At 67.9% G+C, this 23,767-nt stretch carries 36 protein-coding genes; 35 read left to right on the top strand and 1 reads right to left on the bottom strand.

What is annotated here, in order from left to right:
- Window positions 1–133: 133 nt before the first annotated feature.
- A complete protein-coding gene (locus tag FM125_RS03185; protein ID WP_245829755.1) occupies window positions 134–1,309 on the bottom strand; it encodes a lipid II:glycine glycyltransferase FemX in 1,176 nt (391 codons plus the stop codon).
- 321 nt (window positions 1,310–1,630) lie between these two features.
- Between FM125_RS03185 and rpsL the strand changes: the two genes are divergently transcribed.
- The 35 genes from rpsL (at window position 1,631) to rplQ (ending at window position 23,745) form a co-directional block, all read left to right on the top strand.
- Window positions 1,631–2,005: a 30S ribosomal protein S12 gene (rpsL, locus tag FM125_RS03180; RefSeq protein ID WP_067188459.1), complete on the top strand. Its 375-nt coding sequence runs from the start codon at window positions 1,631–1,633 to the stop codon at window positions 2,003–2,005.
- Window positions 2,005–2,475 (top strand): 30S ribosomal protein S7, encoded by a 471-nt coding sequence (gene rpsG, locus FM125_RS03175; RefSeq protein ID WP_067188458.1) that lies wholly within the window; start codon window positions 2,005–2,007, stop codon window positions 2,473–2,475. Before rpsL ends, rpsG begins: the two co-directional genes overlap by 1 nt.
- Before the next feature lie 127 nt (window positions 2,476–2,602).
- A complete protein-coding gene (gene fusA, locus FM125_RS03170) occupies window positions 2,603–4,717 on the top strand; it encodes an elongation factor G (protein ID WP_067188455.1) in 2,115 nt (704 codons plus the stop codon).
- Between the two features lie 290 nt (window positions 4,718–5,007).
- Window positions 5,008–6,198, top strand: coding sequence for an elongation factor Tu (tuf, locus tag FM125_RS03165; protein WP_067188451.1), 1,191 nt, complete (start codon window positions 5,008–5,010; stop codon window positions 6,196–6,198).
- A gap of 124 nt (window positions 6,199–6,322) precedes the next feature.
- The gene (locus tag FM125_RS11925) at window positions 6,323–6,460 is read left to right on the top strand and encodes a hypothetical protein (protein ID WP_180525316.1); all 138 of its coding nucleotides are present in this window, start codon (window positions 6,323–6,325) and stop codon (window positions 6,458–6,460) included.
- Window positions 6,457–6,921, top strand: coding sequence for a DUF3817 domain-containing protein (locus FM125_RS03160; protein WP_087133611.1), 465 nt, complete (start codon window positions 6,457–6,459; stop codon window positions 6,919–6,921). Before FM125_RS11925 ends, FM125_RS03160 begins: the two co-directional genes overlap by 4 nt.
- A 361-nt stretch (window positions 6,922–7,282) precedes the next feature.
- Entirely contained in the window at window positions 7,283–7,591 is a 309-nt protein-coding gene (gene rpsJ, locus FM125_RS03155) for a 30S ribosomal protein S10 (protein ID WP_002857463.1), read from the top strand.
- Between the two features lie 20 nt (window positions 7,592–7,611).
- A complete protein-coding gene (rplC, locus tag FM125_RS03150) occupies window positions 7,612–8,262 on the top strand; it encodes a 50S ribosomal protein L3 (protein WP_067188447.1) in 651 nt (216 codons plus the stop codon).
- Between the two features lie 5 nt (window positions 8,263–8,267).
- Window positions 8,268–8,900, top strand: a complete 633-nt coding sequence (gene rplD, locus FM125_RS03145; RefSeq protein WP_087133610.1) for a 50S ribosomal protein L4 — start codon at window positions 8,268–8,270, stop codon at window positions 8,898–8,900.
- On the top strand, window positions 8,897–9,205 hold the full coding sequence (gene rplW / locus FM125_RS03140) for a 50S ribosomal protein L23 (RefSeq protein WP_067188443.1): 309 nt from the start codon (window positions 8,897–8,899) through the stop codon (window positions 9,203–9,205). Before rplD ends, rplW begins: the two co-directional genes overlap by 4 nt.
- A 36-nt stretch (window positions 9,206–9,241) precedes the next feature.
- Window positions 9,242–10,081 carry a 50S ribosomal protein L2 gene (gene rplB / locus FM125_RS03135; RefSeq protein WP_067188442.1) on the top strand — a complete coding sequence of 280 codons (840 nt, stop codon included), beginning with the start codon at window positions 9,242–9,244 and terminating at the stop codon, window positions 10,079–10,081.
- 15 nt (window positions 10,082–10,096) lie between these two features.
- Complete coding sequence (gene rpsS / locus FM125_RS03130; RefSeq protein WP_067188440.1) at window positions 10,097–10,378, top strand: 30S ribosomal protein S19; 282 nt, start codon at window positions 10,097–10,099, stop codon at window positions 10,376–10,378.
- Window positions 10,379–10,429: 51 nt separating this feature from the next.
- The gene (rplV, locus tag FM125_RS03125; RefSeq protein WP_067188438.1) at window positions 10,430–10,795 is read left to right on the top strand and encodes a 50S ribosomal protein L22; all 366 of its coding nucleotides are present in this window, start codon (window positions 10,430–10,432) and stop codon (window positions 10,793–10,795) included.
- 4 nt (window positions 10,796–10,799) lie between these two features.
- Window positions 10,800–11,597, top strand: coding sequence for a 30S ribosomal protein S3 (gene rpsC, locus FM125_RS03120; RefSeq protein ID WP_067188435.1), 798 nt, complete (start codon window positions 10,800–10,802; stop codon window positions 11,595–11,597).
- Complete coding sequence (gene rplP, locus FM125_RS03115) at window positions 11,597–12,013, top strand: 50S ribosomal protein L16 (RefSeq protein ID WP_067188434.1); 417 nt, start codon at window positions 11,597–11,599, stop codon at window positions 12,011–12,013. Before rpsC ends, rplP begins: the two co-directional genes overlap by 1 nt.
- A 4-nt stretch (window positions 12,014–12,017) precedes the next feature.
- Complete coding sequence (gene rpmC / locus FM125_RS03110) at window positions 12,018–12,290, top strand: 50S ribosomal protein L29 (RefSeq protein ID WP_067188433.1); 273 nt, start codon at window positions 12,018–12,020, stop codon at window positions 12,288–12,290.
- A complete protein-coding gene (rpsQ, locus tag FM125_RS03105) occupies window positions 12,287–12,568 on the top strand; it encodes a 30S ribosomal protein S17 (RefSeq protein ID WP_067188431.1) in 282 nt (93 codons plus the stop codon). Before rpmC ends, rpsQ begins: the two co-directional genes overlap by 4 nt.
- A 337-nt stretch (window positions 12,569–12,905) precedes the next feature.
- Window positions 12,906–13,274: a 50S ribosomal protein L14 gene (gene rplN / locus FM125_RS03100; RefSeq protein ID WP_067188429.1), complete on the top strand. Its 369-nt coding sequence runs from the start codon at window positions 12,906–12,908 to the stop codon at window positions 13,272–13,274.
- A 3-nt stretch (window positions 13,275–13,277) separates the two neighbouring features.
- Entirely contained in the window at window positions 13,278–13,619 is a 342-nt protein-coding gene (gene rplX, locus FM125_RS03095; protein ID WP_067188427.1) for a 50S ribosomal protein L24, read from the top strand.
- On the top strand, window positions 13,619–14,194 hold the full coding sequence (rplE, locus tag FM125_RS03090) for a 50S ribosomal protein L5 (RefSeq protein ID WP_067188425.1): 576 nt from the start codon (window positions 13,619–13,621) through the stop codon (window positions 14,192–14,194). Before rplX ends, rplE begins: the two co-directional genes overlap by 1 nt.
- 73 nt (window positions 14,195–14,267) lie before the next feature.
- Entirely contained in the window at window positions 14,268–14,666 is a 399-nt protein-coding gene (gene rpsH / locus FM125_RS03085; protein WP_067188419.1) for a 30S ribosomal protein S8, read from the top strand.
- Window positions 14,667–14,696: 30 nt separating this feature from the next.
- Window positions 14,697–15,230 carry a 50S ribosomal protein L6 gene (rplF, locus tag FM125_RS03080; protein ID WP_067188415.1) on the top strand — a complete coding sequence of 178 codons (534 nt, stop codon included), beginning with the start codon at window positions 14,697–14,699 and terminating at the stop codon, window positions 15,228–15,230.
- Window positions 15,230–15,604, top strand: a complete 375-nt coding sequence (gene rplR, locus FM125_RS03075; protein WP_067188413.1) for a 50S ribosomal protein L18 — start codon at window positions 15,230–15,232, stop codon at window positions 15,602–15,604. The genes rplF and rplR overlap by 1 nt, the downstream gene beginning before the upstream one ends.
- Entirely contained in the window at window positions 15,601–16,347 is a 747-nt protein-coding gene (gene rpsE, locus FM125_RS03070) for a 30S ribosomal protein S5 (protein ID WP_082739492.1), read from the top strand. Before rplR ends, rpsE begins: the two co-directional genes overlap by 4 nt.
- Window positions 16,348–16,350: 3 nt before the next feature.
- Complete coding sequence (gene rpmD / locus FM125_RS03065; RefSeq protein ID WP_067188411.1) at window positions 16,351–16,575, top strand: 50S ribosomal protein L30; 225 nt, start codon at window positions 16,351–16,353, stop codon at window positions 16,573–16,575.
- Window positions 16,568–17,020, top strand: a complete 453-nt coding sequence (gene rplO, locus FM125_RS03060) for a 50S ribosomal protein L15 (RefSeq protein ID WP_067188409.1) — start codon at window positions 16,568–16,570, stop codon at window positions 17,018–17,020. Before rpmD ends, rplO begins: the two co-directional genes overlap by 8 nt.
- Before the next feature lie 161 nt (window positions 17,021–17,181).
- On the top strand, window positions 17,182–18,489 hold the full coding sequence (gene secY / locus FM125_RS03055) for a preprotein translocase subunit SecY (protein ID WP_087133609.1): 1,308 nt from the start codon (window positions 17,182–17,184) through the stop codon (window positions 18,487–18,489).
- A 48-nt stretch (window positions 18,490–18,537) separates the two neighbouring features.
- The gene (locus tag FM125_RS03050; protein WP_067188405.1) at window positions 18,538–19,158 is read left to right on the top strand and encodes an adenylate kinase; all 621 of its coding nucleotides are present in this window, start codon (window positions 18,538–18,540) and stop codon (window positions 19,156–19,158) included.
- Between the two features lie 4 nt (window positions 19,159–19,162).
- A complete protein-coding gene (gene map / locus FM125_RS03045) occupies window positions 19,163–20,005 on the top strand; it encodes a type I methionyl aminopeptidase (RefSeq protein WP_087133608.1) in 843 nt (280 codons plus the stop codon).
- Between the two features lie 297 nt (window positions 20,006–20,302).
- Entirely contained in the window at window positions 20,303–20,524 is a 222-nt protein-coding gene (gene infA / locus FM125_RS03040; protein ID WP_067188402.1) for a translation initiation factor IF-1, read from the top strand.
- Window positions 20,525–20,557: 33 nt separating this feature from the next.
- Window positions 20,558–20,671: a 50S ribosomal protein L36 gene (rpmJ, locus tag FM125_RS03035; protein ID WP_082739490.1), complete on the top strand. Its 114-nt coding sequence runs from the start codon at window positions 20,558–20,560 to the stop codon at window positions 20,669–20,671.
- Between the two features lie 285 nt (window positions 20,672–20,956).
- Window positions 20,957–21,325 (top strand): 30S ribosomal protein S13, encoded by a 369-nt coding sequence (gene rpsM / locus FM125_RS03030; protein WP_067188400.1) that lies wholly within the window; start codon window positions 20,957–20,959, stop codon window positions 21,323–21,325.
- Between the two features lie 84 nt (window positions 21,326–21,409).
- On the top strand, window positions 21,410–21,811 hold the full coding sequence (gene rpsK / locus FM125_RS03025) for a 30S ribosomal protein S11 (RefSeq protein ID WP_067188395.1): 402 nt from the start codon (window positions 21,410–21,412) through the stop codon (window positions 21,809–21,811).
- A gap of 129 nt (window positions 21,812–21,940) precedes the next feature.
- Window positions 21,941–22,939, top strand: coding sequence for a DNA-directed RNA polymerase subunit alpha (locus FM125_RS03020; protein ID WP_067188580.1), 999 nt, complete (start codon window positions 21,941–21,943; stop codon window positions 22,937–22,939).
- A 68-nt stretch (window positions 22,940–23,007) separates the two neighbouring features.
- Window positions 23,008–23,745 carry a 50S ribosomal protein L17, sunset domain variant gene (gene rplQ, locus FM125_RS03015; RefSeq protein ID WP_087133607.1) on the top strand — a complete coding sequence of 246 codons (738 nt, stop codon included), beginning with the start codon at window positions 23,008–23,010 and terminating at the stop codon, window positions 23,743–23,745.
- Window positions 23,746–23,767 lie beyond the last annotated feature (22 nt).

Raw genomic sequence — 23,767 nt, 5'->3', positions numbered from 1 at the left:
CCGGTCCGCCCCGTCCCCGGCGGGCGGAGGCGGGTGCCGTCGTCGTGACGCGCCGGGACGGCATAGGGAACGACGACGGCCCGGCCCCTCCGTGCGGAGGGCGCCGGGCCGTGGGCTCCCGGGAGCGGACGCGTCAGCGACGCGACATGTACAGGGTGAACGCCTTGGCGAGGAGCCTGTTGACCGGGAAGTCCCACTCTCCGTGGGTCTGCACGATGTTGGCGCCCTGCGTCGTCTTGAACTCGGTGAGGCCGGTGATCCGGTTCTCGTGGTCCACGGAGCCGGGCACGCCGCCCAGGTCCAGCCAGTGGCAGCCGTCGGCGATGCCGGCCTCGATCTGGGTGAGCTGCAGCAGGCGGGGGGCGTCCCGCTTGCGCTCCTTCTGGGAGGAGGCGGAGTAGGGGCGGTAGCAGATGTGGCCCTGGCGGAAGTGGAAGGCCGCGGCGACCGGCTCCCCTTCGTACTCGGCGATGTAGTAGGTGACGTCGGCGATCTCAGAGCCGCCCAGCTGCTCGATCACGCGCTGGAAGTACTCCTTGGGACGGCCGGTGAACTTGTCGCGCTCGGCGGTCTCGTCCTGCAGGGCCTCCCACTCGCCGAGACGCTCGACGCCGGCGGTGACGACGTCCAGGTCGTTGCGGGTGGAGCGGCGGGTGCGCTTGCGGGAGGAGCCGGACATGCGGGCGAGCACGCCGTCCACGTCCAGGTCCTTCAGCGGGATGCGGGCCTGGAACATCGGCTGGCCCGCGGAGAAGCCCTCGAGGACCTCGGGGGCCTGCCAGCCGGCGGCACGGAGCTCGTCCTGCAGCTCGAGGGCGCCGGGAGTGACCTCGCAGGGCAGGTCGGTGAGCACCGTGTACTGCGGGTCCGTGAGGGACTTGCGGACGGTGTCCGCCTCCCAGGTGCGGACCACGCCGGGCGGGCCCACCCGGACCAGGAAGGCGCCCTGGGACTTCAGCAGCTGCACCAGCGGGGTGAGCGCGTCCACGAGGCGTACGCCCTCGTCGAGGACCGGTCCCTCGGCGATGTAGGCGAGGAAGGCCTTGCCCAGCACGGGCACGCGGGCCGGCACCGGCAGGGGGCGGGCGAGCACGAGGGCCGCGCCCACGAGCTCGGTGCCGCGGAAGATGCCCACGGACTGGCCGCGCCAGTCCGTCTTCACGTTGGCCCAGCGCGGGTTCTGGAGGAAGGAGGCCTCCGGGTGGCGGGCGAGGAAGGCGGTGTGCTGAGCCTCGTCGATGCCGCGCACGGTCAAAGGACCGGACGGGGCGGACGGGGTCGTCTGTGCTGCATCAGGTTCGGGTGTCACGCGGCCAGTCTACGGCGGGGGCGCGGGGAGCGCCCGGGATTGCGGCCCGGCCGATGTGTCCTCTCGCACCCCGTGTTGGCGCGTGTGGGCGCGCATGGTATTCTCGATCCGATTGTTTTTCGTGTGGCAGTATGGACGCGGTCCGGGTTGCGGGGAAGTTGCGCAACGAATGCCACACTTTTGCACGCCTGCGGACGTTTGCTCATGGAGCCCCACAGGAGAGGCAGAACGAGGAACGAGCAGCCGCCGAACCCGAGGCCCTCTGGCCTGCCGGCTCGGCAGATCACGTCAGCGATCACCGAAACACAGGAAGGCTGAAGAGTGCCTACGATTCAGCAGCTGGTCCGCAAGGGCCGCTCACCGAAGATCGTCAATACGAAGGCCCCTGCGCTGCAGGGCAACCCCATGCGTCGTGGCGTGTGCACCCGCGTGTACACCACGACCCCGAAGAAGCCGAACTCGGCGCTGCGCAAGGTCGCCCGTGTCCGCCTCAGCGGCGGCATCGAGGTCACCGCGTACATCCCGGGCGAGGGTCACAACCTGCAGGAGCACTCGATCGTGCTCGTCCGCGGCGGTCGTGTGAAGGACCTGCCCGGCGTGCGCTACAAGATCGTGCGCGGCGCGCTCGACACCCAGGGCGTGAAGAACCGCGGCCAGGCCCGCTCCCGTTACGGCGCCAAGAAGGAGAAGAAGTAATGCCTCGTAAGGGTCCCGCGCCGAAGCGCCCCCTCGTCGTCGATCCCGTCTACGGATCCCCGCTGGTCACCCAGCTGATCAACAAGGTGCTGGTCGACGGCAAGAAGTCCACCGCCGAGCGCATCGTCTACGGTGCCCTCGAGGGCACCCGTCAGAAGACCGGCAACGATCCGGTGGCCACCCTGAAGAAGGCCATGGACAACATCAAGCCGGCCCTGGAGGTGCGCTCCCGCCGCGTCGGCGGTGCCACGTACCAGGTCCCGGTCGAGGTCAAGCCGGGCCGCTCCACCGCCCTGGCACTCCGCTGGCTGGTCGGCTTCTCCAAGGCCCGCCGCGAGAAGACCATGACCGAGCGGCTGATGAATGAGATCCTCGATGCGTCGAACGGCCTCGGCGGCGCCGTGAAGCGCCGTGAGGACAGCCACAAGATGGCCGAGGCCAACAAGGCCTTCGCCCACTACCGCTGGTGACGTCGTCGGCCCGGGGCGGGGAGGTGTCCTCCGCGCTCCGGGCCCTCCGCCGCCGGGGAGTGATCCCCGCGGCCTTCTCCGTACCACTCTGACGAGCCCCCACCCCACCCGACACAAGGGAGACACCGTGGCACAGGACGTGCTGACCGACCTGAACAAGGTCCGCAACATCGGCATCATGGCGCACATCGATGCCGGCAAGACCACCACCACCGAGCGCATCCTCTTCTACACGGGTGTGAACCACAAGCTCGGCGAGACCCACGACGGTGCGTCGACCACCGACTGGATGGAGCAGGAGAAGGAGCGCGGCATCACCATCACCTCCGCCGCGGTGACCTGCTTCTGGAAGAACACCCAGATCAACATCATCGACACCCCCGGCCACGTGGACTTCACCGTCGAGGTGGAGCGCTCCCTGCGCGTGCTCGACGGCGCCGTCGCCGTGTTCGACGCCAAGGAGGGCGTGGAGCCGCAGTCCGAGACCGTGTGGCGCCAGGCCGACAAGTACGAAGTGCCGCGCATCTGCTTCGTCAACAAGATGGACAAGCTGGGTGCCGACTTCTACTTCACCGTGGACACCATCGTCTCCCGCCTCGGTGCCAAGCCGCTCGTGATGCAGCTGCCGATCGGCGCCGAGAACGACTTCGTCGGCGTGGTCGACCTGATCTCCATGAAGGCCTTCGTGTGGCCGGGCGACGCCAAGGGCGACGTGACCATGGGCGCCGAGTACGTGACCGAGGAGATCCCGGCCGACCTGCAGGAGAAGGCCGAGGAGTACCGCAACCAGCTGCTCGAGGCCGTCGCCGAGGCCGACGAGGAGCTCATGGAGAAGTACCTCGAGGGCGAGGAGCTCACCGAAGAGGAGATCGTCGCCGGCGTGCGCAAGCTCACCGTGAACGCCGAGGCCTACCCGGTGTTCTGCGGCTCCGCGTTCAAGAACCGTGGCGTGCAGCCGATGCTCGACGCCGTGGTCGCCTACCTGCCGAACCCGCTCGACGCCGGTGCCGTGAAGGGCCACGCCGTCAACGACGAGGACGAGGAGCTCACCCGCGAGCCGTCCAAGGAGGAGCCGTTCTCGGCCCTGGCCTTCAAGATCGCCTCGCACCCGTTCTTCGGCACCCTCACCTTCATCCGCGTGTACTCCGGCCGTCTGGCGACCGGTGCGCAGATCCTCAACGCCACCAAGGGCAAGAAGGAGCGCATCGGCAAGCTCTTCCAGATGCACGCCAACAAGGAGAACCCGGTGGAGGAGGTCGTCGCCGGCCACATCTACGCGGTGATCGGCCTGAAGGACACCACCACCGGCGACACGCTCTGCAACCCGGACCACCCGATCATCCTCGAGTCCATGTCGTTCCCGGAGCCGGTGATCGCCGTGGCCATCGAGCCGAAGTCGAAGGGCGACCAGGAGAAGCTCTCCGCCGCCATCCAGAAGCTCGTCGCCGAGGATCCGACCTTCCGCGTCAACCTCAACGAGGAGACCGGCCAGACCGAGATCGGCGGCATGGGCGAGCTGCACCTCGACGTGTTCGTGGACCGCATGAAGCGCGAGTTCAAGGTCGAGGCCAACGTGGGCAAGCCGCAGGTCGCGTACCGCGAGACCATCAAGCGCACCGTCGAGAAGGTCGACTACACCCACAAGAAGCAGACCGGCGGCTCCGGCCAGTTCGCGAAGGTCCAGCTCAAGTTCGAGCCCCTGGACACCGCCGACGGCGAGGTCTACGAGTTCGAGAACGCCGTGACCGGCGGCCGTGTGCCGCGCGAGTACATCCCGTCGGTGGACGCGGGCATCCAGGACGCCATGCAGTTCGGCGTGCTGGCCGGCTACCCGATGGTCGGCGTGAAGGCGACCCTCCTCGACGGCGCCTACCACGACGTCGACTCCTCGGAGATGGCGTTCAAGATCGCCGGCTCGCAGGCCTTCAAGGAGGGCGTGCGCAAGGCGAACCCGGTCCTCCTCGAGCCGCTGATGGCCGTTGAGGTCCGCACTCCGGAGGAGTTCATGGGCGACGTCATCGGCGACCTGAACTCCCGCCGTGGCCAGATCCAGTCCATGGAGGACGCCACCGGCGTGAAGGTCGTCAAGGCCCTCGTGCCGCTGTCGGAGATGTTCGGCTACATCGGCGATCTGCGCTCCCGCACCCAGGGTCGCGCGGTCTTCTCGATGACCTTCCACTCCTACTCCGAGGTCCCGAAGGCCGTCGCCGACGAGATCATCGAGAAGTCCCAGGGCGAGTGACCCCAGGTCACACGTCGGAAACCGACTTGCTCCCCGCGGCCGCACGCGCTGCGGCCGCGGGGAAGCACGGGAGCCGCACCACCCCGGCGGCGCGGCTCCCGCACAGGACGGGTCAGGTCCGGTCCGCTTCAGGCGGCACTGCTGGCCTGGAACCGGACTGGTCCTCACATCCGCCGGGATTTTCCCAACACCACATCGACGCGTAGACTCGGGAGAGTTGTCAGCACGCCCTGCGACGCTGCATGAAATCTTCAAGTCTTCGCGATGATGAACACGTTCTAGGAGGAACTGTGGCAAAGGCAAAGTTCGAGCGCACGAAGCCGCACGTCAACATCGGCACCATCGGCCACGTCGACCACGGCAAGACCACCCTGACCGCGGCGATCTCGAAGGTTCTGTACGACCAGTACCCGGACCTGAACGAGGCCCGTGACTTCGCCACCATCGACTCCGCTCCGGAGGAGCGCCAGCGCGGCATCACCATCAACATCTCCCACGTGGAGTACCAGACCGAGAAGCGTCACTACGCCCACGTGGACGCCCCGGGCCACGCCGACTACATCAAGAACATGATCACCGGCGCTGCCCAGATGGACGGTGCCATCCTCGTGGTCGCCGCCACCGACGGCCCGATGGCCCAGACCCGTGAGCACGTCCTCCTGGCCCGCCAGGTCGGTGTGCCGGCCCTGCTCGTGGCCCTGAACAAGTCCGACATGGTCGAGGACGAGGAGCTCCTCGAGCTCGTCGAGATGGAGGTCCGCGAGCTGCTGTCCTCCCAGGAGTTCGACGGCGACGAGGCTCCGGTCGTGCGCGTCTCCGCTCTCAAGGCCCTGGAGGGCGACGAGAAGTGGGTCAAGTCCGTGCAGGACCTGATGGCCGCCGTCGACGAGTACATCCCGGATCCGGTCCGCGACCGCGACAAGCCGTTCCTGATGCCGATCGAGGACGTCTTCACCATCACCGGCCGCGGCACCGTGGTGACCGGCCGTGCCGAGCGCGGCACCCTCGCCATCAACTCCGAGGTCGAGATCGTGGGCATCCGCGACCTGCAGAAGACCACCGTCACCGGCATCGAGATGTTCCACAAGCAGCTCGACGAGGCCTGGGCCGGCGAGAACTGCGGTCTGCTGCTGCGCGGCCTGAAGCGTGACGACGTCGAGCGCGGCCAGGTCGTCGTGGCCCCGGGCTCGATCACCCCGCACACCAACTTCGAGGCCAACGTCTACATCCTGTCCAAGGATGAGGGCGGCCGCCACAACCCGTTCTACTCGAACTACCGCCCGCAGTTCTACTTCCGCACCACCGATGTCACCGGCGTCATCACCCTGCCGGAGGGCACCGAGATGGTCATGCCGGGCGACACCACCGAGATGTCGGTCGAGCTCATCCAGCCGATCGCCATGGAGGAGGGCCTCGGCTTCGCCATCCGTGAGGGTGGCCGCACCGTGGGCTCCGGCCGCGTGACCAAGATCACCAAGTGATCGTCTGATCGCAGCCGGTCGGCTCTCTGAGCCGATCACAGCGACGACGGCCCCTCGCCTCTTCGGAGGCGGGGGGCCTTCTCGTGTGCTCGGGGCGGCGACGGGCACCGGTACGCTGGTGGGCATGGAACTCCTCATCACCCTGCTGGTCCTCGCGGCGGTCGTGGCCGTCGGCGTCGGCCTCTACCGACACTTCAAGCCGGAGATCGAGCGCGCCCGGCGCATCCGTCGTGCGAACCGCGGAGGGGAGATCGAGCGGTGACCGCCGCCGCTCCACGTCGACTGTTCGGGATCACCGCCGCGGCGGAGATGGTCACCTGGGCGCTGCTGATCCTGGCGATGGCCCTCAAGTACACCGGCGTCACCGAGGCGCTCATGCCCGTGGGCGGCGGTGTCCACGGCTTCGTCTTCCTCTGCTATGTGGTGGTGGTGGTCGCCGTCTGGATCGATTCGCGCTGGTCTGCCGGGCGAGGACTGGTGGCGCTGGGATCGGCGGTCATTCCCTTCATGACCGTTCCCTTCGAACGCGCGATGGGACGGCGGGGCGAGCCGGCGGACCACTGGCGTGTGCTCGACGAGCCGGGGCGGAGCTCCGGTGCGGACCGGCTGCTGCGCGCGGTGCTCGCCAGGCCGGTCGTGAGCGTGCTGATCGCCCTCGTCGTGGTGGCGGTGGTGTTCGTGGCGCTGCTGACGGCGGGCCCGCCCACCGAATGGGGGAACTGACTGCCCGCACCTGTGTGCTGGGCCGGCGCGTCCAGGATCACAGGACGGCACCGATGCGCCGGTTGGCGGACGGTGCCGTTCTCTGTCATACTGGATAAGTTGCTCAAGCGCTCCAGGCGCCGCCGCCCATGTGTCTCGTGGCCGGCTGCGGAGCCCAGATGCACATTCCTTCCAGTCCGACGCCGGCGCGTCTGCCCTCCCGGAGAGTGCGACACGCCCGACCGCGTGGACCGGAGCCCGACGAGGGTGAGGAACCCGGCTCAGCCGGATTCACCCCGGACGGGTCGAGGACAAGATGCAGGACGGACGTGTCCTGCGCACAGGGACAGGAACAGCTACTCGACGAGAGAGGCGTGACGCCATGGCGGGACAGAAGATCCGCATCCGGCTGAAGTCGTACGACCACGAGGTCATCGACGTCTCGGCCCGCAAGATCGTTGACACGGTCACGCGCGCAGGCGCAACGGTGGTCGGCCCCGTGCCGCTGCCGACGGAGAAGAACGTGTACTGCGTTATCCGTTCTCCGCACAAGTACAAGGACAGCCGTGAGCACTTCGAGATGCGCACCCACAAGCGGCTGATCGACATCATCGACCCGACTCCGAAGGCCGTCGACTCGCTCATGCGACTGGACCTGCCCGCGGACGTCAACATCGAGATCAAGCTCTGAGAGGGAGGTGCTGAGAGACTATGACCAACACCCGTAACGTCAAGGGCCTGCTGGGCACGAAGCTCGGCATGACCCAGGTCTGGGACGAGAACGGCAAGCTCATCCCCGTCACCGTGGTCCAGTCCGAGTCCAACGTGGTCACCCAGCTGCGCAACGAGGAGACCGACGGCTACACCGCCGTCCAGATCGCCTACGGCCAGATCGACCCCCGCCGCGTGACCAAGCCGCTGGCCGGTCACTTCGAGAAGGCAGGCGTGACTCCGCGCCGCCACCTGGTGGAGCTGCGCACCGCCGACGCCGCCGAGTACGAGCTCGGCCAGGACCTGTCCGTCGAGGTGTTCGAGGCCGGTCAGAAGGTGGACGTCGTGGGCACCACCAAGGGCAAGGGCTTCGCCGGCGCCATGAAGCGCCACGGCTTCGCCGGTGTGGGCGCCTCCCACGGTCAGCACAAGAACCACCGCAAGCCGGGCTCCGTCGGCGGTGCCGCCACTCCGGGCCGTGTCTTCAAGGGCATGCGCATGCCGGGCCGCCTGGGCGCTGTCCGCCAGACCACCCACAACCTCACGCTCCACGGCATCGACGTGGACAACAACCTGCTGCTGATCAAGGGCGCTGTCCCCGGCCCCAAGGGCCAGGTCGTGCTCGTGCGCAGCGCCGCGAAGGGAGCCTGAGACCCATGGCCAACTCTGTGAAGACCGTCAAGGTCGACCTGCCCGCCGAGATCTTCGACGTGCAGGCGAACGTCCCGCTGATGCACCAGGTCGTCGTGGCCCAGCTCGCCGCCGCCCGCCAGGGCACCCACAAGGCGAAGGACCGCGGTGAGGTGTCGGGCGCCGGTCGCAAGCCGTTCAAGCAGAAGGGCACCGGCCGTGCACGCCAGGGCTCCATCCGCGCTCCGCACATGACCGGCGGTGGCATCGTCCACGGCCCGACCCCGCGTGACTACTCGCAGCGGACCCCCAAGAAGATGAAGGCCGCCGCTCTGCGCGGCGCCCTGTCCGACCGGGCCCGCCACGGTCGCATCCACGTGATCGAGACCCTCGTCACCGGCGAGACCCCGTCCACCAAGGCGGCGAAGGCCGGCCTGGAGTCGCTGAACACCGGCCGCAAGAACATGCTGGTCGTCATCGACCGCGCCGACGACGTCTCCGCCCTGTCCGTCCGCAACCTGCCCGCCGTGCACACCCTGTACGCCGACCAGCTGAACACCTACGACGTGCTCGTCTCCGACGACGTCGTGTTCACGCAGGCCGCCTACGAGGCGTTCGTGGCGCGCGCCACCGGTGCCAAGAAGGAGGATGCCCAGTGAGCGGCTCCATCAACAAGGATCCCCGCGACGTGATCATCGCTCCCGTCGTGTCGGAGAAGAGCTACGGTCTGATCGACGAGGGCAAGTACACCTTCCTCGTGGACCCGCGCTCCAACAAGACCGAGATCAAGCAGGCCGTCGAGCGCATCTTCGACGTGTCCGTCGCCTCGGTGAACACCCTCAACCGTCCGGGCAAGCGCCGTCGGACCCGCTTCGGCTGGGGCCAGCGCAAGTCCACCAAGCGTGCCATCGTCACGCTGAAGGACGGAACGATCGACATCTTCGGAGGTCCGCTCGCCTCCTGAGGCGTTGCGGAGACCACTTAATCGAGGAACAGGTACATGGCTATCCGTAAGTACAAGCCGACCACCCCGGGCCAGCGTGGCTCGTCGGTGGCCGACTTCGCAGAGATCACCCGGTCCACGCCGGAGAAGTCCCTTCTCCGTCCGTTGCACAAGACCGGTGGACGCAACAACACCGGCCGCATCACCACCCGTCACAAGGGCGGTGGCCACAAGCGGCAGTACCGTCTGATCGACTTCCGTCGTCACGACAAGGACGGTGTGCCGGCGAAGGTCGCTCACATCGAGTACGACCCGAACCGCACCGCGCGCATCGCGCTGCTGCACTACGCCGACGGCACCAAGCGCTACATCCTGGCTCCGGCCAACCTGCGTCAGGGCGCCGTGGTCGAGGCCGGCCCGAACGCCGACATCAAGGCGGGCAACAACCTCCCGCTGCGCAACATCCCGCTGGGCACCATGATCCACGCCGTGGAGCTGCGTCCGGGCGGCGGCGCGAAGCTGGCCCGCTCGGCCGGCGCCGCGATCCAGCTGGTCGCCCGTGAGGGCAAGTACGCCCAGCTGCGCCTGCCCTCCGGTGAGATCCGCAACGTCGACGTGCGCTGCCGCGCCACCGTCGGCGAGGTGGGAAACGCCGAGCAGTCCAACATCAACTGGGGCAAGGCCGGCCGCATGCGCTGGAAGGGCGTTCGCCCGACCGTCCGCGGTGTCGTGATGAACCCGGTCGACCACCCGCACGGCGGTGGCGAGGGCAAGACCTCCGGCGGCCGTCACCCGGTCAACCCGAACGGCAAGCCCGAGGGCCGCACCCGCCGTCCCAACAAGGAAAGCGACAAGTACATCGTGCGTCGTCGCCGTTCCGGCAAGAACAAGCGATAAGGGAGCTGAGAAGACATGCCTCGCAGCCTGAAGAAGGGCCCCTTCGTCGATCAGCACCTCTACCTGAAGGTTCTGGCGGAGAACGAGAAGGGCACCAAGAACGTCATCAAGACCTGGTCTCGCCGGTCGATGATCATCCCGGACATGCTCGGCCACACCATCGCGGTGCACGACGGCCGCAAGCACATTCCGGTGTTCGTCACCGAGTCCATGGTGGGTCACAAGCTCGGAGAGTTCGCCCCCACGCGGACGTTCCGCGGTCACGTGAAGGACGACAAGAAGGGCAAGCGCCGCTGAGCCTGACGGTTCGTGGAGCTTGACCTTCGAGAGATTCGAAAGAGAGAAGCAATGGAAGCCAAGGCAATGGCGCGCCACCTGCGCGTGACGCCGATGAAGGCCCGGCGCGTCGTCGACCTGGTCCGTGGCAAGGACACCGTGGAGGCCCTGGCCATCCTGAAGTTCGCCCGTCAGGGCGCTTCGGAGCCGGTCTACAAGATCGTCGCCTCCGCCGTGGCCAACGCCCGCGTGAAGGCCGACCGTGAGGGCCTCGCGTTCGACGAGGACTCGCTGTACATCAGCGAGGCCTACGTGGACGAGGGCCCGACCATGAAGCGGTTCCAGCCGCGTGCCCAGGGCCGCGCCTACCGCATCGACAAGCGCACCAGCCACGTGACCGTGGTGGTCGCCACCAAGGACGAGAAGGGTGGGAACTGAGTAAATGGGCAACAAGATCAACCCGAACGGTTTCCGTCTCGGCGTCACCACCGACCACGTCTCGCACTGGTTCGCTGACTCCCACAAGGACGGTCAGCGCTACAAGGACTTCCTCAAGGAGGACGTCAAGATCCGCGAGCTGATGACCAACGGCATGGAGCGCGCCGGCATCTCCAAGGTGGAGATCGAGCGCACCCGTGACCGCGTGCGGGTGGACATCCACACCGCTCGTCCGGGCATCGTGATCGGTCGTCGCGGCGCTGAGGCCGACCGCATCCGCGGGGAGCTCGAGAAGCTCACCGGCAAGCAGATCCAGCTGAACATCCTCGAGGTCAAGAACCCCGAGACCGATGCCCAGCTGGTCGCCCAGGGCGTGGCGGAGCAGCTGTCTTCCCGCGTGGCCTTCCGCCGCGCGATGAAGAAGGCCATCCAGTCGGCCATGCGTGCCGGCGCCAAGGGCATCAAGATCCAGTGCTCCGGCCGGCTCGGCGGCGCCGAGATGAGCCGTTCCGAGTTCTACCGCGAGGGCCGCGTGCCGCTGCACACCCTCCGCGCGAACGTGGACTACGGCAAGTTCGAGGCCCGGACCACCTTCGGTCGCATCGGCGTGAAGGTCTGGATCTACAAGGGCGATCTCACCGCGAAGGAGCTGGCCGCCAAGGAGGCCGCTCAGCCGTCCGGCCGTGGCCGCGGCGACCGTCGCGGTGGCGAGCGTCGCCGTCGCAACGATCGTGCTGAGCGTGCTCCGCGCCGCGAGAACACCGCGCCGGCCGCCGCTCCCGCTGAAGGAGGAAACGCCTGATGCTGATTCCCCGTCGCGTCAAGCACCGCAAGCAGCACCACCCCAAGCGCACCGGCACCGCCAAGGGCGGCACCGCCGTGACCTTCGGTGAGTGGGGCATCCAGGCGCTCACGCCGGCCTATGTGACGAACCGTCAGATCGAGGCCGCGCGTATCGCCATGACCCGTTACATCAAGCGTGGCGGCAAGGTGTGGATCAACATCTACCCGGACCGTCCGCTGACCAAGAAGCCCGCCGAGACCCGTATGGGCTCCGGCAAGGGCTCGCCCGAGTGGTGGGTGGCCAACGTGAAGCCGGGCCGCGTGCTGTTCGAGCTGTCCGGTGTGTCCGAGGACGTCGCCCGTGAGGCGCTGCGCCTCGCGATCCACAAGCTGCCGCTGAAGGCCCGAATCATCCGTCGAGAGGGTGGTGAGTGATCCCATGGCCATCGGAACCAAGGATCTGAACGTCGAGTCCCTGGACGGCATGGACAACGGCCGTCTCCAGGAGGCCCTGAAGTCCTCCAAGGAGGAGCTGTTCAACCTGCGCTTCCAGGCCGCCACCGGTCAGCTGGACAACTCCAGCCGACTGAAGGCCGTCAAGCGTGACATCGCCCGCATCTACACCATCCTGCGTGAGCGCGAGCTCGGCATCCGCGAGGACGTCGTCGCGCCGGGCAAGGCTGACGAGAAGAACGAGGAGGCTGCCAAGTGAGCGAGCAGACCGCCGCCGCCTCCGAGGAGCGCGGCTACCGCAAGTCCGTCCGCGGCATCGTCGTCTCGGACAAGATGGACAAGACCATCGTGGTCGAGGTCGAGGACCGCAAGAAGCACGCGCTGTACGGCAAGGTCATGCGCACCACCAAGCGTGTGAAGGCGCACGATGAGGAGAACGCCGCCGGTGTCGGCGACCGCGTTCGCCTCGCCGAGACCCGACCGCTGTCGGCGTCGAAGCATTTCCGTCTCGCGGAGATCGTCGAGCGCGCCAAGTGACGCGTTCGGCGTGAGCCGAATGACAGGCGAAGGCCCGTCCGCTGCCGTTGGCAGGGGCGGGCCTTTGCTGTAGACTTCTATGTTCGTGCGCCCTTTGTTGGCAGGACCATCCATCCTGCGTGCCGAGGGAGTCGCACGCCGATCCCGGAACCGCCTCGGCCTTGCCCTGCGTTCCGCAGCCTGCCCCGAACCGCGCCGCTGTCTGAAGATGCGGTGGGGGAGAGGTGTGGGCCCGAACGCGAGAGGGGCAGGGGTAAGCACGCCGGGATCACCGCTTGACCGTTCCGCAAGGCTCACCCACCGGGGGTGAGAACCGGCGCGACGCTAGGAGAGATAAGTGATTCAGCAGGAGTCGCGGCTGAAGGTCGCCGACAACACCGGTGCGAAGGAGATCCTGACCATCCGTGTTCTCGGTGGCTCGGGACGCCGCTACGCAGGCATCGGCGACACCATCGTCGCCACCGTGAAGGACGCCATCCCCGGCGGCAACGTCAAGAAGGGCGATGTCGTCAAGGCTGTGGTCGTGCGGGCTCGCAAGCAGTCTCGCCGTCCGGACGGCTCGTACATCCGCTTCGACGAGAACGCGGCCGTCATCCTCAAGAACGAGAACGAGCCGCGCGGCACTCGTATCTTCGGCCCCGTGGGCCGTGAGCTGCGCGACAAGCGCTTCATGAAGATCGTGTCGCTCGCTCCGGAGGTGATCTGACCCATGGCGAAGATCAAGAAGGATGACCTGGTCCAGGTCATCGCCGGCAAGGACAAGGGCATGCAGGGCAAGGTCCTGCGCGTGTTCCCGTCCACCGACCGCGTGCTGGTCGAGGGCGTCAACCGCGTGACCAAGCACCTGCGTGCCGGCCAGAACAACAACGGCTCCACCGAGGGCGGCCTGCAGGTCGTCGAGGCCCCGATCCACATCTCGAACGTGGCCGTGGTGGACCCGGAGACCAAGAAGCCGACCCGCGTGGGCTACCGCTTCGAGACCGTCGAGAAGGACGGCGTGAGCACGACCGTGAAGGTCCGCTTCGCCAAGGCCTCGGGGAAGGAGCTGTGATGACCGAGGTTCAGCAGACCACCAAGGTCACCCCGCGTCTGAAGACCAAGTACCGCGATCAGATCCGCGCCGCCCTGCAGGAGGAGTTCTCCTACGGCAACGTCATGCAGGTGCCGGGCGTCGTCAAGGTCGTCGTCAACATGGGTGTCGGCGAGGCCGCCAAGGACTCGAAGATCATCGACGGCGCCGTGGCCGACCTGACCCTGATCACCGGTCAGAAGCCGATGATCACCAAGGCCCGCAAGTCCATCGCGCAGTTCAAGCTGCGTGAGGGCATGCCGATCGGCACGCACGCCACCCTCCGTGGCGACCGCATGTGGGAGTTCCTGGACCGCCTCGTCACCTTCGCGCTCCCGCGCATCCGTGACTTCCGGGGCCTGTCCGACCGCCAGTTCGACGGCAACGGCAACTACACCTTCGGCCTGTCCGAGCAGACCGTGTTCCACGAGATCGATCAGGACAAGATCGACCGCGTGCGCGGCATGGACATCACCGTGGTGACCTCTGCCAAGAACGACGACGAGGGCCGCGCGCTGCTGAAGGCGCTGGGCTTCCCGTTCAAGACCGAAAAGTAAGACCTCTACGCCACAGGTCCCGTGCCGGTGAACCGGAGCGGGAAACCGCGGCGAGAAAGGGCGTGAAGCCCACATGACCATGACCGATCCCGTCGCAGACATGCTGACGCGTCTGCGCAATGCGAACTCGGCCTACCACGACACCGTGTCCATGCCGTCGTCCAAGCTGAAGACCCGCGTGGCCGACATCCTCAAGGCCGAGGGCTACATCGCCGACTGGCGCGAGGAGGAGGCCGAGGTCGGCAAGAAGCTGATCATCGACCTGAAGTTCGGACCGCAGCGCGAGCGTGCCATCGCCGGCCTGCGCCGCATCTCCAAGCCGGGTCTGCGCGTGTACGCGAAGTCCACCAACCTCCCGCACGTGCTGGGTGGTCTGGGCATCGCCATCCTGTCCACCTCCTCCGGTCTGCTGACCGACCGGCAGGCCGCCAAGAAGGGCGTCGGCGGCGAAGTCGTCGCCTACGTCTGGTGACGGACGAGACCGAAGAAAGGCTGTATTGACATGTCGCGAATCGGACGTCTGCCGATCACCGTTCCCAGCGGCGTCGATGTGACCATCGACGGCGCCCGCGTCACCGTGAAGGGCCCGAAGGGCCAGCTGGAGCACACCCTGCCCTCCCCGATCACGGCCACCCTCGAGGACGGACAGGTCACCGTGGCCCGTCCGGACGACGAGCGTGAGTCCCGTTCCCTGCACGGCCTGTCCCGCACCCTGATCAACAACATGATCCTGGGCGTGACGGAGGGCTTCTCCAAGCAGCTCGAGGTCATCGGCACCGGCTACCGCGTGCTGGCCAAGGGCCAGGACCTGGAGTTCGCCCTGGGCTACTCCCACCCGGTTCCGGTGAAGTGCCCGGAGGGCATCTCCTTCGCCGTCGAGGGCAACAAGGTCACCGTCTCCGGTATCGACAAGCAGAAGGTCGGCGAGACCGCCGCCAACATCCGCAAGCTGCGCCGCCCGGACCCGTACAAGGGCAAGGGCGTCCGCTACGCGGGCGAGCAGATCCGCCGCAAGGCCGGAAAGGCAGGTAAGTGATGTCTACTCTGAAGGTGAAGGGCAAGGGCAAGTTCAACGCCCGTACCCGCCGCCACCTCCGTGTCCGCAAGCGGATCTCCGGCACCACCGCCCGTCCGCGCCTGGTCGTGAACCGCTCTGCACGCCACATGTTCGTGCAGGTCGTCGACGACACCCAGAGCCGCACTCTGGCCTCGGCCTCCACCATGGAGGCGGACCTGCGTGCATTCGAGGGCGACAAGACCGCCAAGGCCAAGCGCGTGGGCGAGCTCGTCGCCGAGCGTGCGAAGGCTGCGGGGATCGAGACCGTCGTGTTCGACCGCGGTGGCAACAAGTACCACGGCCGTGTGGCCGCCGTCGCCGACGGTGCCCGAGAGGGTGGGCTGCAGCTGTGACCGAGACCAACAACCAGAAGGACACCCAGGTGACCGAGAACACCGAGACCGCTGTCGCCGAGACCGCTGCCGGCTCGGCCAGCCAGTCCACCGAGCGTTCCGGCGGTCGTGGTGGTCGTGACAACGGCCGCGGCGGCCGTGACGATCGCCGCGGCGGCCGTCGCGACGACCGCAACCGTCGTGGCGCCCAGGACGAGGACAAGGACGCGTTCCTCGAGCGCGTCGTCGCCATCAACCGCGTGGCGAAGGTCGTCAAGGGCGGCCGTCGCTTCAGCTTCACCGCCCTGGTCGTCGTCGGCGACGGCAACGGCATGGTCGGTGTGGGCTACGGCAAGGCGAAGGAGGTCCCCGCCGCGATCCAGAAGGGCGTGGAGGAGGCCAAGAAGTCGTTCTTCCGTGTCCCGCGCGTCGGCTCCACCATCCCGCACCTCGTGCAGGGTGAGGACGCCGCCGGCGTCGTGCTGCTCCGTCCGGCCTCCCCGGGTACCGGCGTGATCGCCGGCGGCCCGGTGCGCGCCGTGCTGGAGTGCGCCGGCATCCATGACGTGCTGTCCAAGTCCATGGGCTCCGTGAACGTCATCAACATCGTTCGCGGCACCGTGGACGCCCTCAAGAAGCTCGAGGAGCCCCAGGCCGTGGCCGCCCGCCGCGGCAAGGCCCTGGACGAGATCGCCCCCCACGCCATGCTGCGCACCATGGAGGCCGACCGCGCCCAGAAGAGCACCGAGAAGGCAGGTGCCTGAGCCATGTTTGAGCCCACTCGTAAGAACATCCAGCCCTCGGACGCCACCCTGGTCATCACCCAGACCCGCGGCGTCTCGGGCGTGAAGCAGAACCAGCGCGACACCCTGCGCTCGCTGGGCCTGAAGCGGATCGGCCACCAGGTCACCCGCAAGGCCGACGCGGCGACCGTCGGCATGGTGAACACCGTGCCGCACCTGGTGTCCGTGGAGGAGGTCAGCAATGGCTGAGAACGACGCCATCCGGATCCACGACCTGCGTCCGGCCCCGGGCGCCAAGACCGCGAAGACCCGCGTGGGCCGCGGCGAGGCCTCCAAGGGCAAGACCGCCGGCCGTGGCACCAAGGGCACCAAGGCCCGTTACCAGGTGCGTCCGGGCTTCGAGGGCGGCCAGCTTCCGCTGCAGATGCGTCTGCCGAAGCTGCGCGGCTTCAAGAACCCGTTCCGCACCGAGTACCAGGTCGTGAACCTGGACAAGCTGAACACCGCCTTCCCGGAGGGCGGCGAGGTCTCGGTCGAGGCCCTCGTCGAGAAGGGTCTGGTCCGCAAGAACCAGCCCGTCAAGGTGCTCGGCTCCGGTGAGATCTCCGTCGCCGTGCAGGTGAAGGCCCACGCCTTCTCCGCCTCGGCCGTGGAGAAGATCGCTGCCGCGGGCGGGTCCACCGAGACCCTCTGACCCCCGCGGTCGCACAGAGGCCCCCGATCCCCAGGTCCGCCTGGGGGCCGGGGGCCTCTTGCATCGCCGTGTAGACTGCCCTGGTGGTCCGCGTGGGCGGTGCCACAGCCCGTCGCGTCGAGAGGCGGGGACCACCTCACCGACCGCACACAGGAGGACGCGTGTTCAAGGCCATCGGCCGGATCTTCCGGACGCCAGACCTGCAGCGCAAGATCTGGTTCACGCTCGGCATCATCGCCATCTACCGGCTGGGTGCCTTCATCCCGTCGCCGGGTGTGGACTACGGGAACGTGCAGATGTGTCTGGCTGCGGGCAACGCCTCCGGTGGCCTGTACTCGTTCGTGAACATGTTCTCCGGCGGCGCGCTGCTGCAGGTCTCCATCTTCGCGCTGGGCGTCATGCCCTACATCACCGCGTCGATCATCGTGCAGCTGCTGCGCGTGGTGATCCCGCGCTTCGAGCAGCTCCACCAGGAAGGCCCCCAGGGCCAGGCGAAGCTGACCCAGTACACGCGTTACCTGACCCTGGCGCTGGCCCTGTTGCAGTCGACCACCATGGCGTCGCTGGCCCGCACCGGCGCGCTGCTGAGCTGCCAGCTGCCGCTGCTCGTGGACGACTCCATCGTCACGGTCCTCATGGTCGTGCTGGTCCTCACCACGGGCACTGTCCTCGTGATGTGGATGGGCGAGCAGATCACGGAGCGCGGCGTCGGCAACGGCATGTCCCTGCTGATCTTCGCCTCCATCGCCGCCGGCTTCCCGTCCGGCATCGGCCAGGTGTGGCAGACCCAGGGCGTCCGCACGTTCCTGATCGTCATGGTCATCGGTCTGCTGACCATGCTCGCGGTCGTCTTCGTGGAGGAGTCCCAGCGTCGCGTCCCGGTCCAGTACGCCAAGCGGCAGATCGGCTCCCGCACCCTCTCCGGCCACTCGACGTTCATCCCGATCAAGGTGAACATGGCCGGAGTGATCCCCGTGATCTTCGCGTCCTCCGTGCTGACGCTCCCAGGCATCCTGGTCCAGTTCAACACCCCGCAGGACGGCTCGAACCCGCCGGCCTGGGTCACGTTCCTGGCCGAGTACTTCACCGGTGGCGACCACCCGGTCTACATGGCCCTGTACCTGCTGATGATCGTGGGCTTCACGTACTTCTACGTGTCCATCACCTTCAACCCGAAGGAGATCTCGGACAACATGAAGCGCTATGGCGGCTTCATCCCGGGCGTCCGTGCGGGCCGCCCCACGGAGCGGTACCTTGAGTACGTGATCAGCCGCATCACTTTCCCGGGCGCCCTGTACCTGGGCGTGGTCGCGATGATCCCGCTGATCGCCTTCGTGCTGATCAACGCCAACCAGAACTTCCCGTTCGGCGGCACCTCGATCCTGATCATGGTGGGCGTCGGCCTGCAGACCGTGAAGCAGATCAACGCCCAGATGGAGCAGCGTCACTACGAGGGCCTGCTGCGCTGAACCGGACCCACGACCCCCTCCACCGATCCCGACAGTGAGGAACAAGAAATGACTCGCATGCTGATCATGGGCCCTCCCGGCTCCGGCAAGGGCACCCAGGCCGCCCGGATTGCCGACAAGCTGGGGATCGTGGCGATCTCCACGGGTGACATCTTCCGCCACAACGTGAAGGAGATGACCCCGCTCGGCGTGGAGGCCAAGCGGTACATCGACAACGGCGACTTCGTCCCGGACGAGGTGACCAACCGCATGGTCGCCGACCGCATCGCGCAGCCGGACGCGTCCTCCGGCTTCCTGCTGGACGGCTACCCGCGCACCGCCGGGCAGGTGGAGGCGCTGGACTCCATGCTCAAGGACTCGGGCCACGCCCTCTCCGTCGTGGTCGAGCTGACCGTCCCGGACGAGGAGCTCGTCGCTCGCCTGCTCAAGCGCGCTGAGATCGAGGGCCGCGCCGACGACACCGAGGACGTCATCACCCACCGTCTCGACCTGTACCACCAGGAGACCGCGGCGGTCATCGAGAGCTACCAGGACCGCGGCATCGTCACCCGCGTGGACGGCACCGGCCAGGTGGACGACGTCACCGAGCGCCTGCTGCAGGCCGTCTACTCCGTGCGTGCGGCCACCGGCACCCTGCCGGTGGTGGACCAGGGCTCCGAGGAGGCCTGATCGGGTGTTCGCCCGTCGTTCCCTCGAGCTGAAGACCACCTCCGAGCTGCAGACCATGCAGCGCGCGGGGGTGGTCCTCTCGCGCGCCCTCGACGCCGCCGTCGGCGCGGCGGCCCCCGGGGTGACCACCGCAGAGCTGGACCAGGTGTTCCGTGCCGTGCTGGACGAGCACGGCGCCACGTCCAACTTCCTCGGCTACCACGGGTTCCCGGCGACGATCTGCACGTCGGTGAACGAGGAGGTCGTCCACGGGATCCCGGGCGAGCGCGTGCTGCAGTCCGGCGACGTGGTGAAGATCGACGGCGGCGCGATCGTGGACGGCTGGCACGCCGACTCCGCGCGCACGGTGATCCTCGGCTCCTCGGAGGCCGGCACGGCGGATCCGGAGGACGAGCGGCTGTCCGAGATCACCCGTGAGGCCCTGTGGGTGGGCATCGCCGCCCTGGCGACGGCGAGCAACGTGGGCGAGGTCGGCGACGCGATCGACGACTTCGTCACCCGGCAGTCGGGACCCCCGTTGGGCATCCTCGAGGACTACGTCGGCCACGGCATCGGCTCGAAGATGCACATGCCGCCGGACGTCTTCAACTACCGCACCGGGCACCGCGGCCCCAAGGTGCAGGCGGGCATGGCCTTGGCGATCGAGCCGATGCTCGTGCGCGGCGGCATCGAGACCGTCACTCTGGAGGACGACTGGACGGTCGTCACCACGGACGGCGGGCGGGCCAGCCAGTGGGAGCACAGCGTCTGCCGGCATCGCGGAGGAGTGTGGGTGCTCACCGCGCCGGACGGTGGTGCCTCCGAGCTCGCGCGCTTCGGCGTCACCCCGGTGCCGCCGGGGGAGTGATCCCGGCGCCCGCGGCCGGCGCTCGGCCTGCGGGGAGGTCCTGATCCAGGCCCCGACGACGGCCCCGCGCCTTCGGCCGGCGAGCGACCGTCGTCACCGGTTCACCGGGGAGCGCACGAGGCGACCTGCGCAGTGCTCCGCGACGCCGTCGGCGGTTGGAATCAATCCGGAGATGGGGTAAGCTGGGGCGCTGACTGTGCCTCTGCCTGTCCAGGTGGAGGTGGGTCGAACCCATTCCTGTCCCATCGCGCGAGGGCCTGTGCCCTGGCGAGGCGGGGCCCAACGATTGTGGAGGACATGGCTAAGAAGGAAGGTGTCATCGAGGTCGAGGGCACGGTGACCGAGGCATTGCCGAATGCAATGTTCCGGGTCCGCCTGCAGAACGAGCACATCGTGCTCGCGACGATCTCCGGCAAGATGCGTCAGCACTACATCCGCATCCTCCCCGAGGACCGGGTCGTGGTCGAGCTTAGCCCGTACGACCTCAACCGGGGTCGCATCGTGTACCGCTACAAGTAAACCGTCCGACAAGCGAGCGCAAGAGGAGGAACCGTGAAGGTTCAGCCGAGCGTGAAGCGGATTTGCGACAACTGCCAGGTCGTGCGCCGTAAGGGCCGCGTGCTGGTGATCTGCTCGAACCCGCGCCACAAGCAGCGCCAGGGCTGAGCGTCCGCCCCGGTCCGGGGCGGCGCCGCCTGAGTGCACATCACCCATATTCACATCGGCCATCAGGGCCGAGACATCAGGACAGCGTCCACCGCCTGCGGGCGGGGCACGGACGCAACCTCCGGTCGCAGGGGCCGGAGACCGCTCGCGGCGGGGCCGCCGGCACGGATCCACACCGGAACACTTCCCCGGTGCCGTGCACCGGGCCGCGCAGGCCGCCAGGCCACGTGGGCGGGACGTCACTGGTGCAGACCCCTGCTGCAGAAGGAACAGGAGGGCGGCCATATGGCTCGTCTTGCAGGCGTTGACATCCCGCGCGAGAAGCGCGTGATCATCGCACTCACGTACATCTACGGTGTGGGCAGGACCCGCGCCGAGGAGACCCTGGCGGCAACGGGCGTCGACCCGAACATCCGCGTGAAGGACCTCTCGGACGAGCAGCTGGTGAAGCTGCGCGATCACATCGAGGGCACCTACAAGGTCGAGGGCGACCTCCGCCGCGAGGTCGCCGCCGACATCCGCCGCAAGGTCGAGATCGGCTCCTACGAGGGCCTGCGTCACCGTCGCGGCCTGCCCGTGCGCGGCCAGCGCACCAAGACCAACGCCCGTACCCGCAAGGGTCCGAAGAAGACGGTCGCCGGCAAGAAGAAGTGATCCCCGGCGCCACGGTCCCCGCCGCACAGGACGGGCCGAGGCGCTGCAGGTAGATCCACCCCAGCTTTCCCGTAGGAGATATCCATGCCCCCGAAGACTCGCGCAGCGGTTCGCAAGCCGCGTCGCAAGGCAAACAAGAACATCACCGTGGGCCAGGCCCACATCAAGAGCACGTTCAACAACACCATCGTGTCCATCACCGACACCACCGGCGCCGTGATCGCCTGGGCCTCCTCCGGCGAGGTCGGCTTCAAGGGCTCCCGCAAGTCCACCCCCTACGCCGCGCAGATGGCCGCCGAGCAGGCCGCCAAGCGTGCGCAGGAGCACGGCATGCGCAAGGTCGATGTGTTCGTGAAGGGACCGGGTTCCGGTCGCGAGACCGCGATCCGCTCCCTGCAGGCCGCAGGCCTCGAGGTGGGCTCCATCCAGGACGTCACCCCGATGGCGCACAACGGCGCCCGCCCGGCCAAGCGCCGTCGCGTCTGACACCTGTCGAGTCCCCGCGGCCCTCGCTTGAGGGGCGCGGGGACAGGTCCTCGGACCTGCCCACCCATAGAACTCGTTTCCACCCCCTGCGTGCGTCATATGGCGGACGCCCGCCGAAAGGAAATGTCCGTGCTCATTGCACAGCGCCCCACGCTGACCGAAGAGGTTGTCTCCGATCGTCGTTCCCGGTTCGTCATCGAGCCGCTGGAGCCCGGCTTCGGCTACACCCTCGGCAACTCCCTGCGCCGCACTCTGCTGTCCTCCATCCCCGGTGCTGCCGTGACCAGCATCCGCGTGGACGGTGTGCTGCACGAGTTCAGCACCATCAGCGGTGCCAAGGAGGATGTCACCGAGGTCATCCTCAACATCAAGAAGCTCTCGGTCTCCTCGGAGAACGACGAGCCGGTCGTCGCCTACCTGCGCAAGCAGGGTGCGGGCGTCGTCACCGCCGCTGACATCACCGCGCCGGCCGGCGTGGAGATCCACAACCCGGACCTGCACATCGCGACCCTGAACGCGAAGGGCAAGTTCGAGATGGAGCTGACCATCGAGCGCGGCCGCGGCTACGTGACCGCGGCCCAGAACAAGCTGGCCGACTCCGAGATCGGTCGCATGCCGATCGACTCGATCTACTCGCCGGTGCTGAAGGTCACCTTCAAGGTGGAGGCCACCCGTGTGGAGCAGCGCACGGACTTCGACCGTCTGATCCTGGACGTGGAGACCAAGGAGTCCATGCTTCCGCGTGACGCCGTGGCCTCCGCAGGCTCCACGCTGGTCGAGCTGTTCGGCCTGGCCCACGAGCTCAACGTCGAGGCCGAGGGCATCGACCTGGGCGAGGCCCCGGCCGACGCCGCCGTCTCCGCGGACCTGGCACAGCCGATCGAGGAGCTGGAGCTCACCGTGCGCTCCTACAACTGCCTCAAGCGCGAGGGCATCCACTCCGTGGGTGAGCTCGTGGCCCGCTCCGAGGCCGACCTGATGGACATCCGGAACTTCGGCGCGAAGTCCATCGACGAGGTCAAGGAGAAGCTCTACGAGCTCGGCCTGTCCCTCAAGGACTCGCCCGCCGGCTACGACCCGCAGGCCCACGCCGAGCAGATGGACGACGATCCGTTCTCCGAGTACTGAGCTCGACGCACCACCAAACCTGTCCGCCGATCCCGTGAGGGGTCGGGGATCACCTGAGGAGAAACACCATGCCTACCCCCACCAAGGGTCCGCGCCTGGGCGGCAGCCCGGCCCACGAGCGCATCATGCTGGCCAACATGTCTGCCCAGCTGTTCGAGCACAAGTCGATCACCACGACGCTCACCCGCGCCAAGCGTCTGCGCCCGTTCGCCGAGCGCCTCATCACCTTCGCCAAGAAGGGTGACCTGCCGGCCCGTCGCAAGGTCCAGGGCATCATCGCCGCGAAGAACCGTACGAACAAGACCGTGGTGCACGAGCTGTTCACCGTGATCGCCCCGGTCATGGCCGAGCGCGACGGCGGCTACACCCGCATCACCAAGATCGGCAACCGCAACGGCGACAACGCCCCGATGGCCGTCATCGAGCTGGTCATGGACCCGGTGTCCGCCAAGCAGGCCGTCGTGAAGGAGGCCGAGCAGGCCACCGCCGCCGCCCCGGCGGATGCCGCCCCGGCGGAGCCGCAGGTGGACGAGGCCCAGGCCGCCGCCGAGGCCCCGGCCGAGGAGACCGCCCCGGCCGAGGAGGCCGCCGCAACCGGCAACGGCCCGATCCCGGCCAACGAGGACGGCTCGGCGCCGGAGGGTGCCGACATCAAGGGCAATGCGGGCTCCATGAAGTACCACGTGCCCGGCTCTCGCTGGTACGACCAGACCACCGCCGAGGTCTGGTTCGCCTCCGTCGAGGACGCCAAGGCCGCGGGCTATGCCCCGGCCGGCGGCGAGGCCGCCCAGAAGGTCTCCGAGTGATCTTCGCGCCGGTGCGCTGACG

Origin of the sequence: Micrococcus lylae (assembly GCF_900163825.1) — a bacterium.
Classification (GTDB): Bacteria; Actinomycetota; Actinomycetes; order Actinomycetales; family Micrococcaceae; genus Micrococcus; species Micrococcus lylae.
Note: the sequence above shows the minus strand (reverse complement) of the source record. Positions and strands in the feature narration are given on the sequence as shown.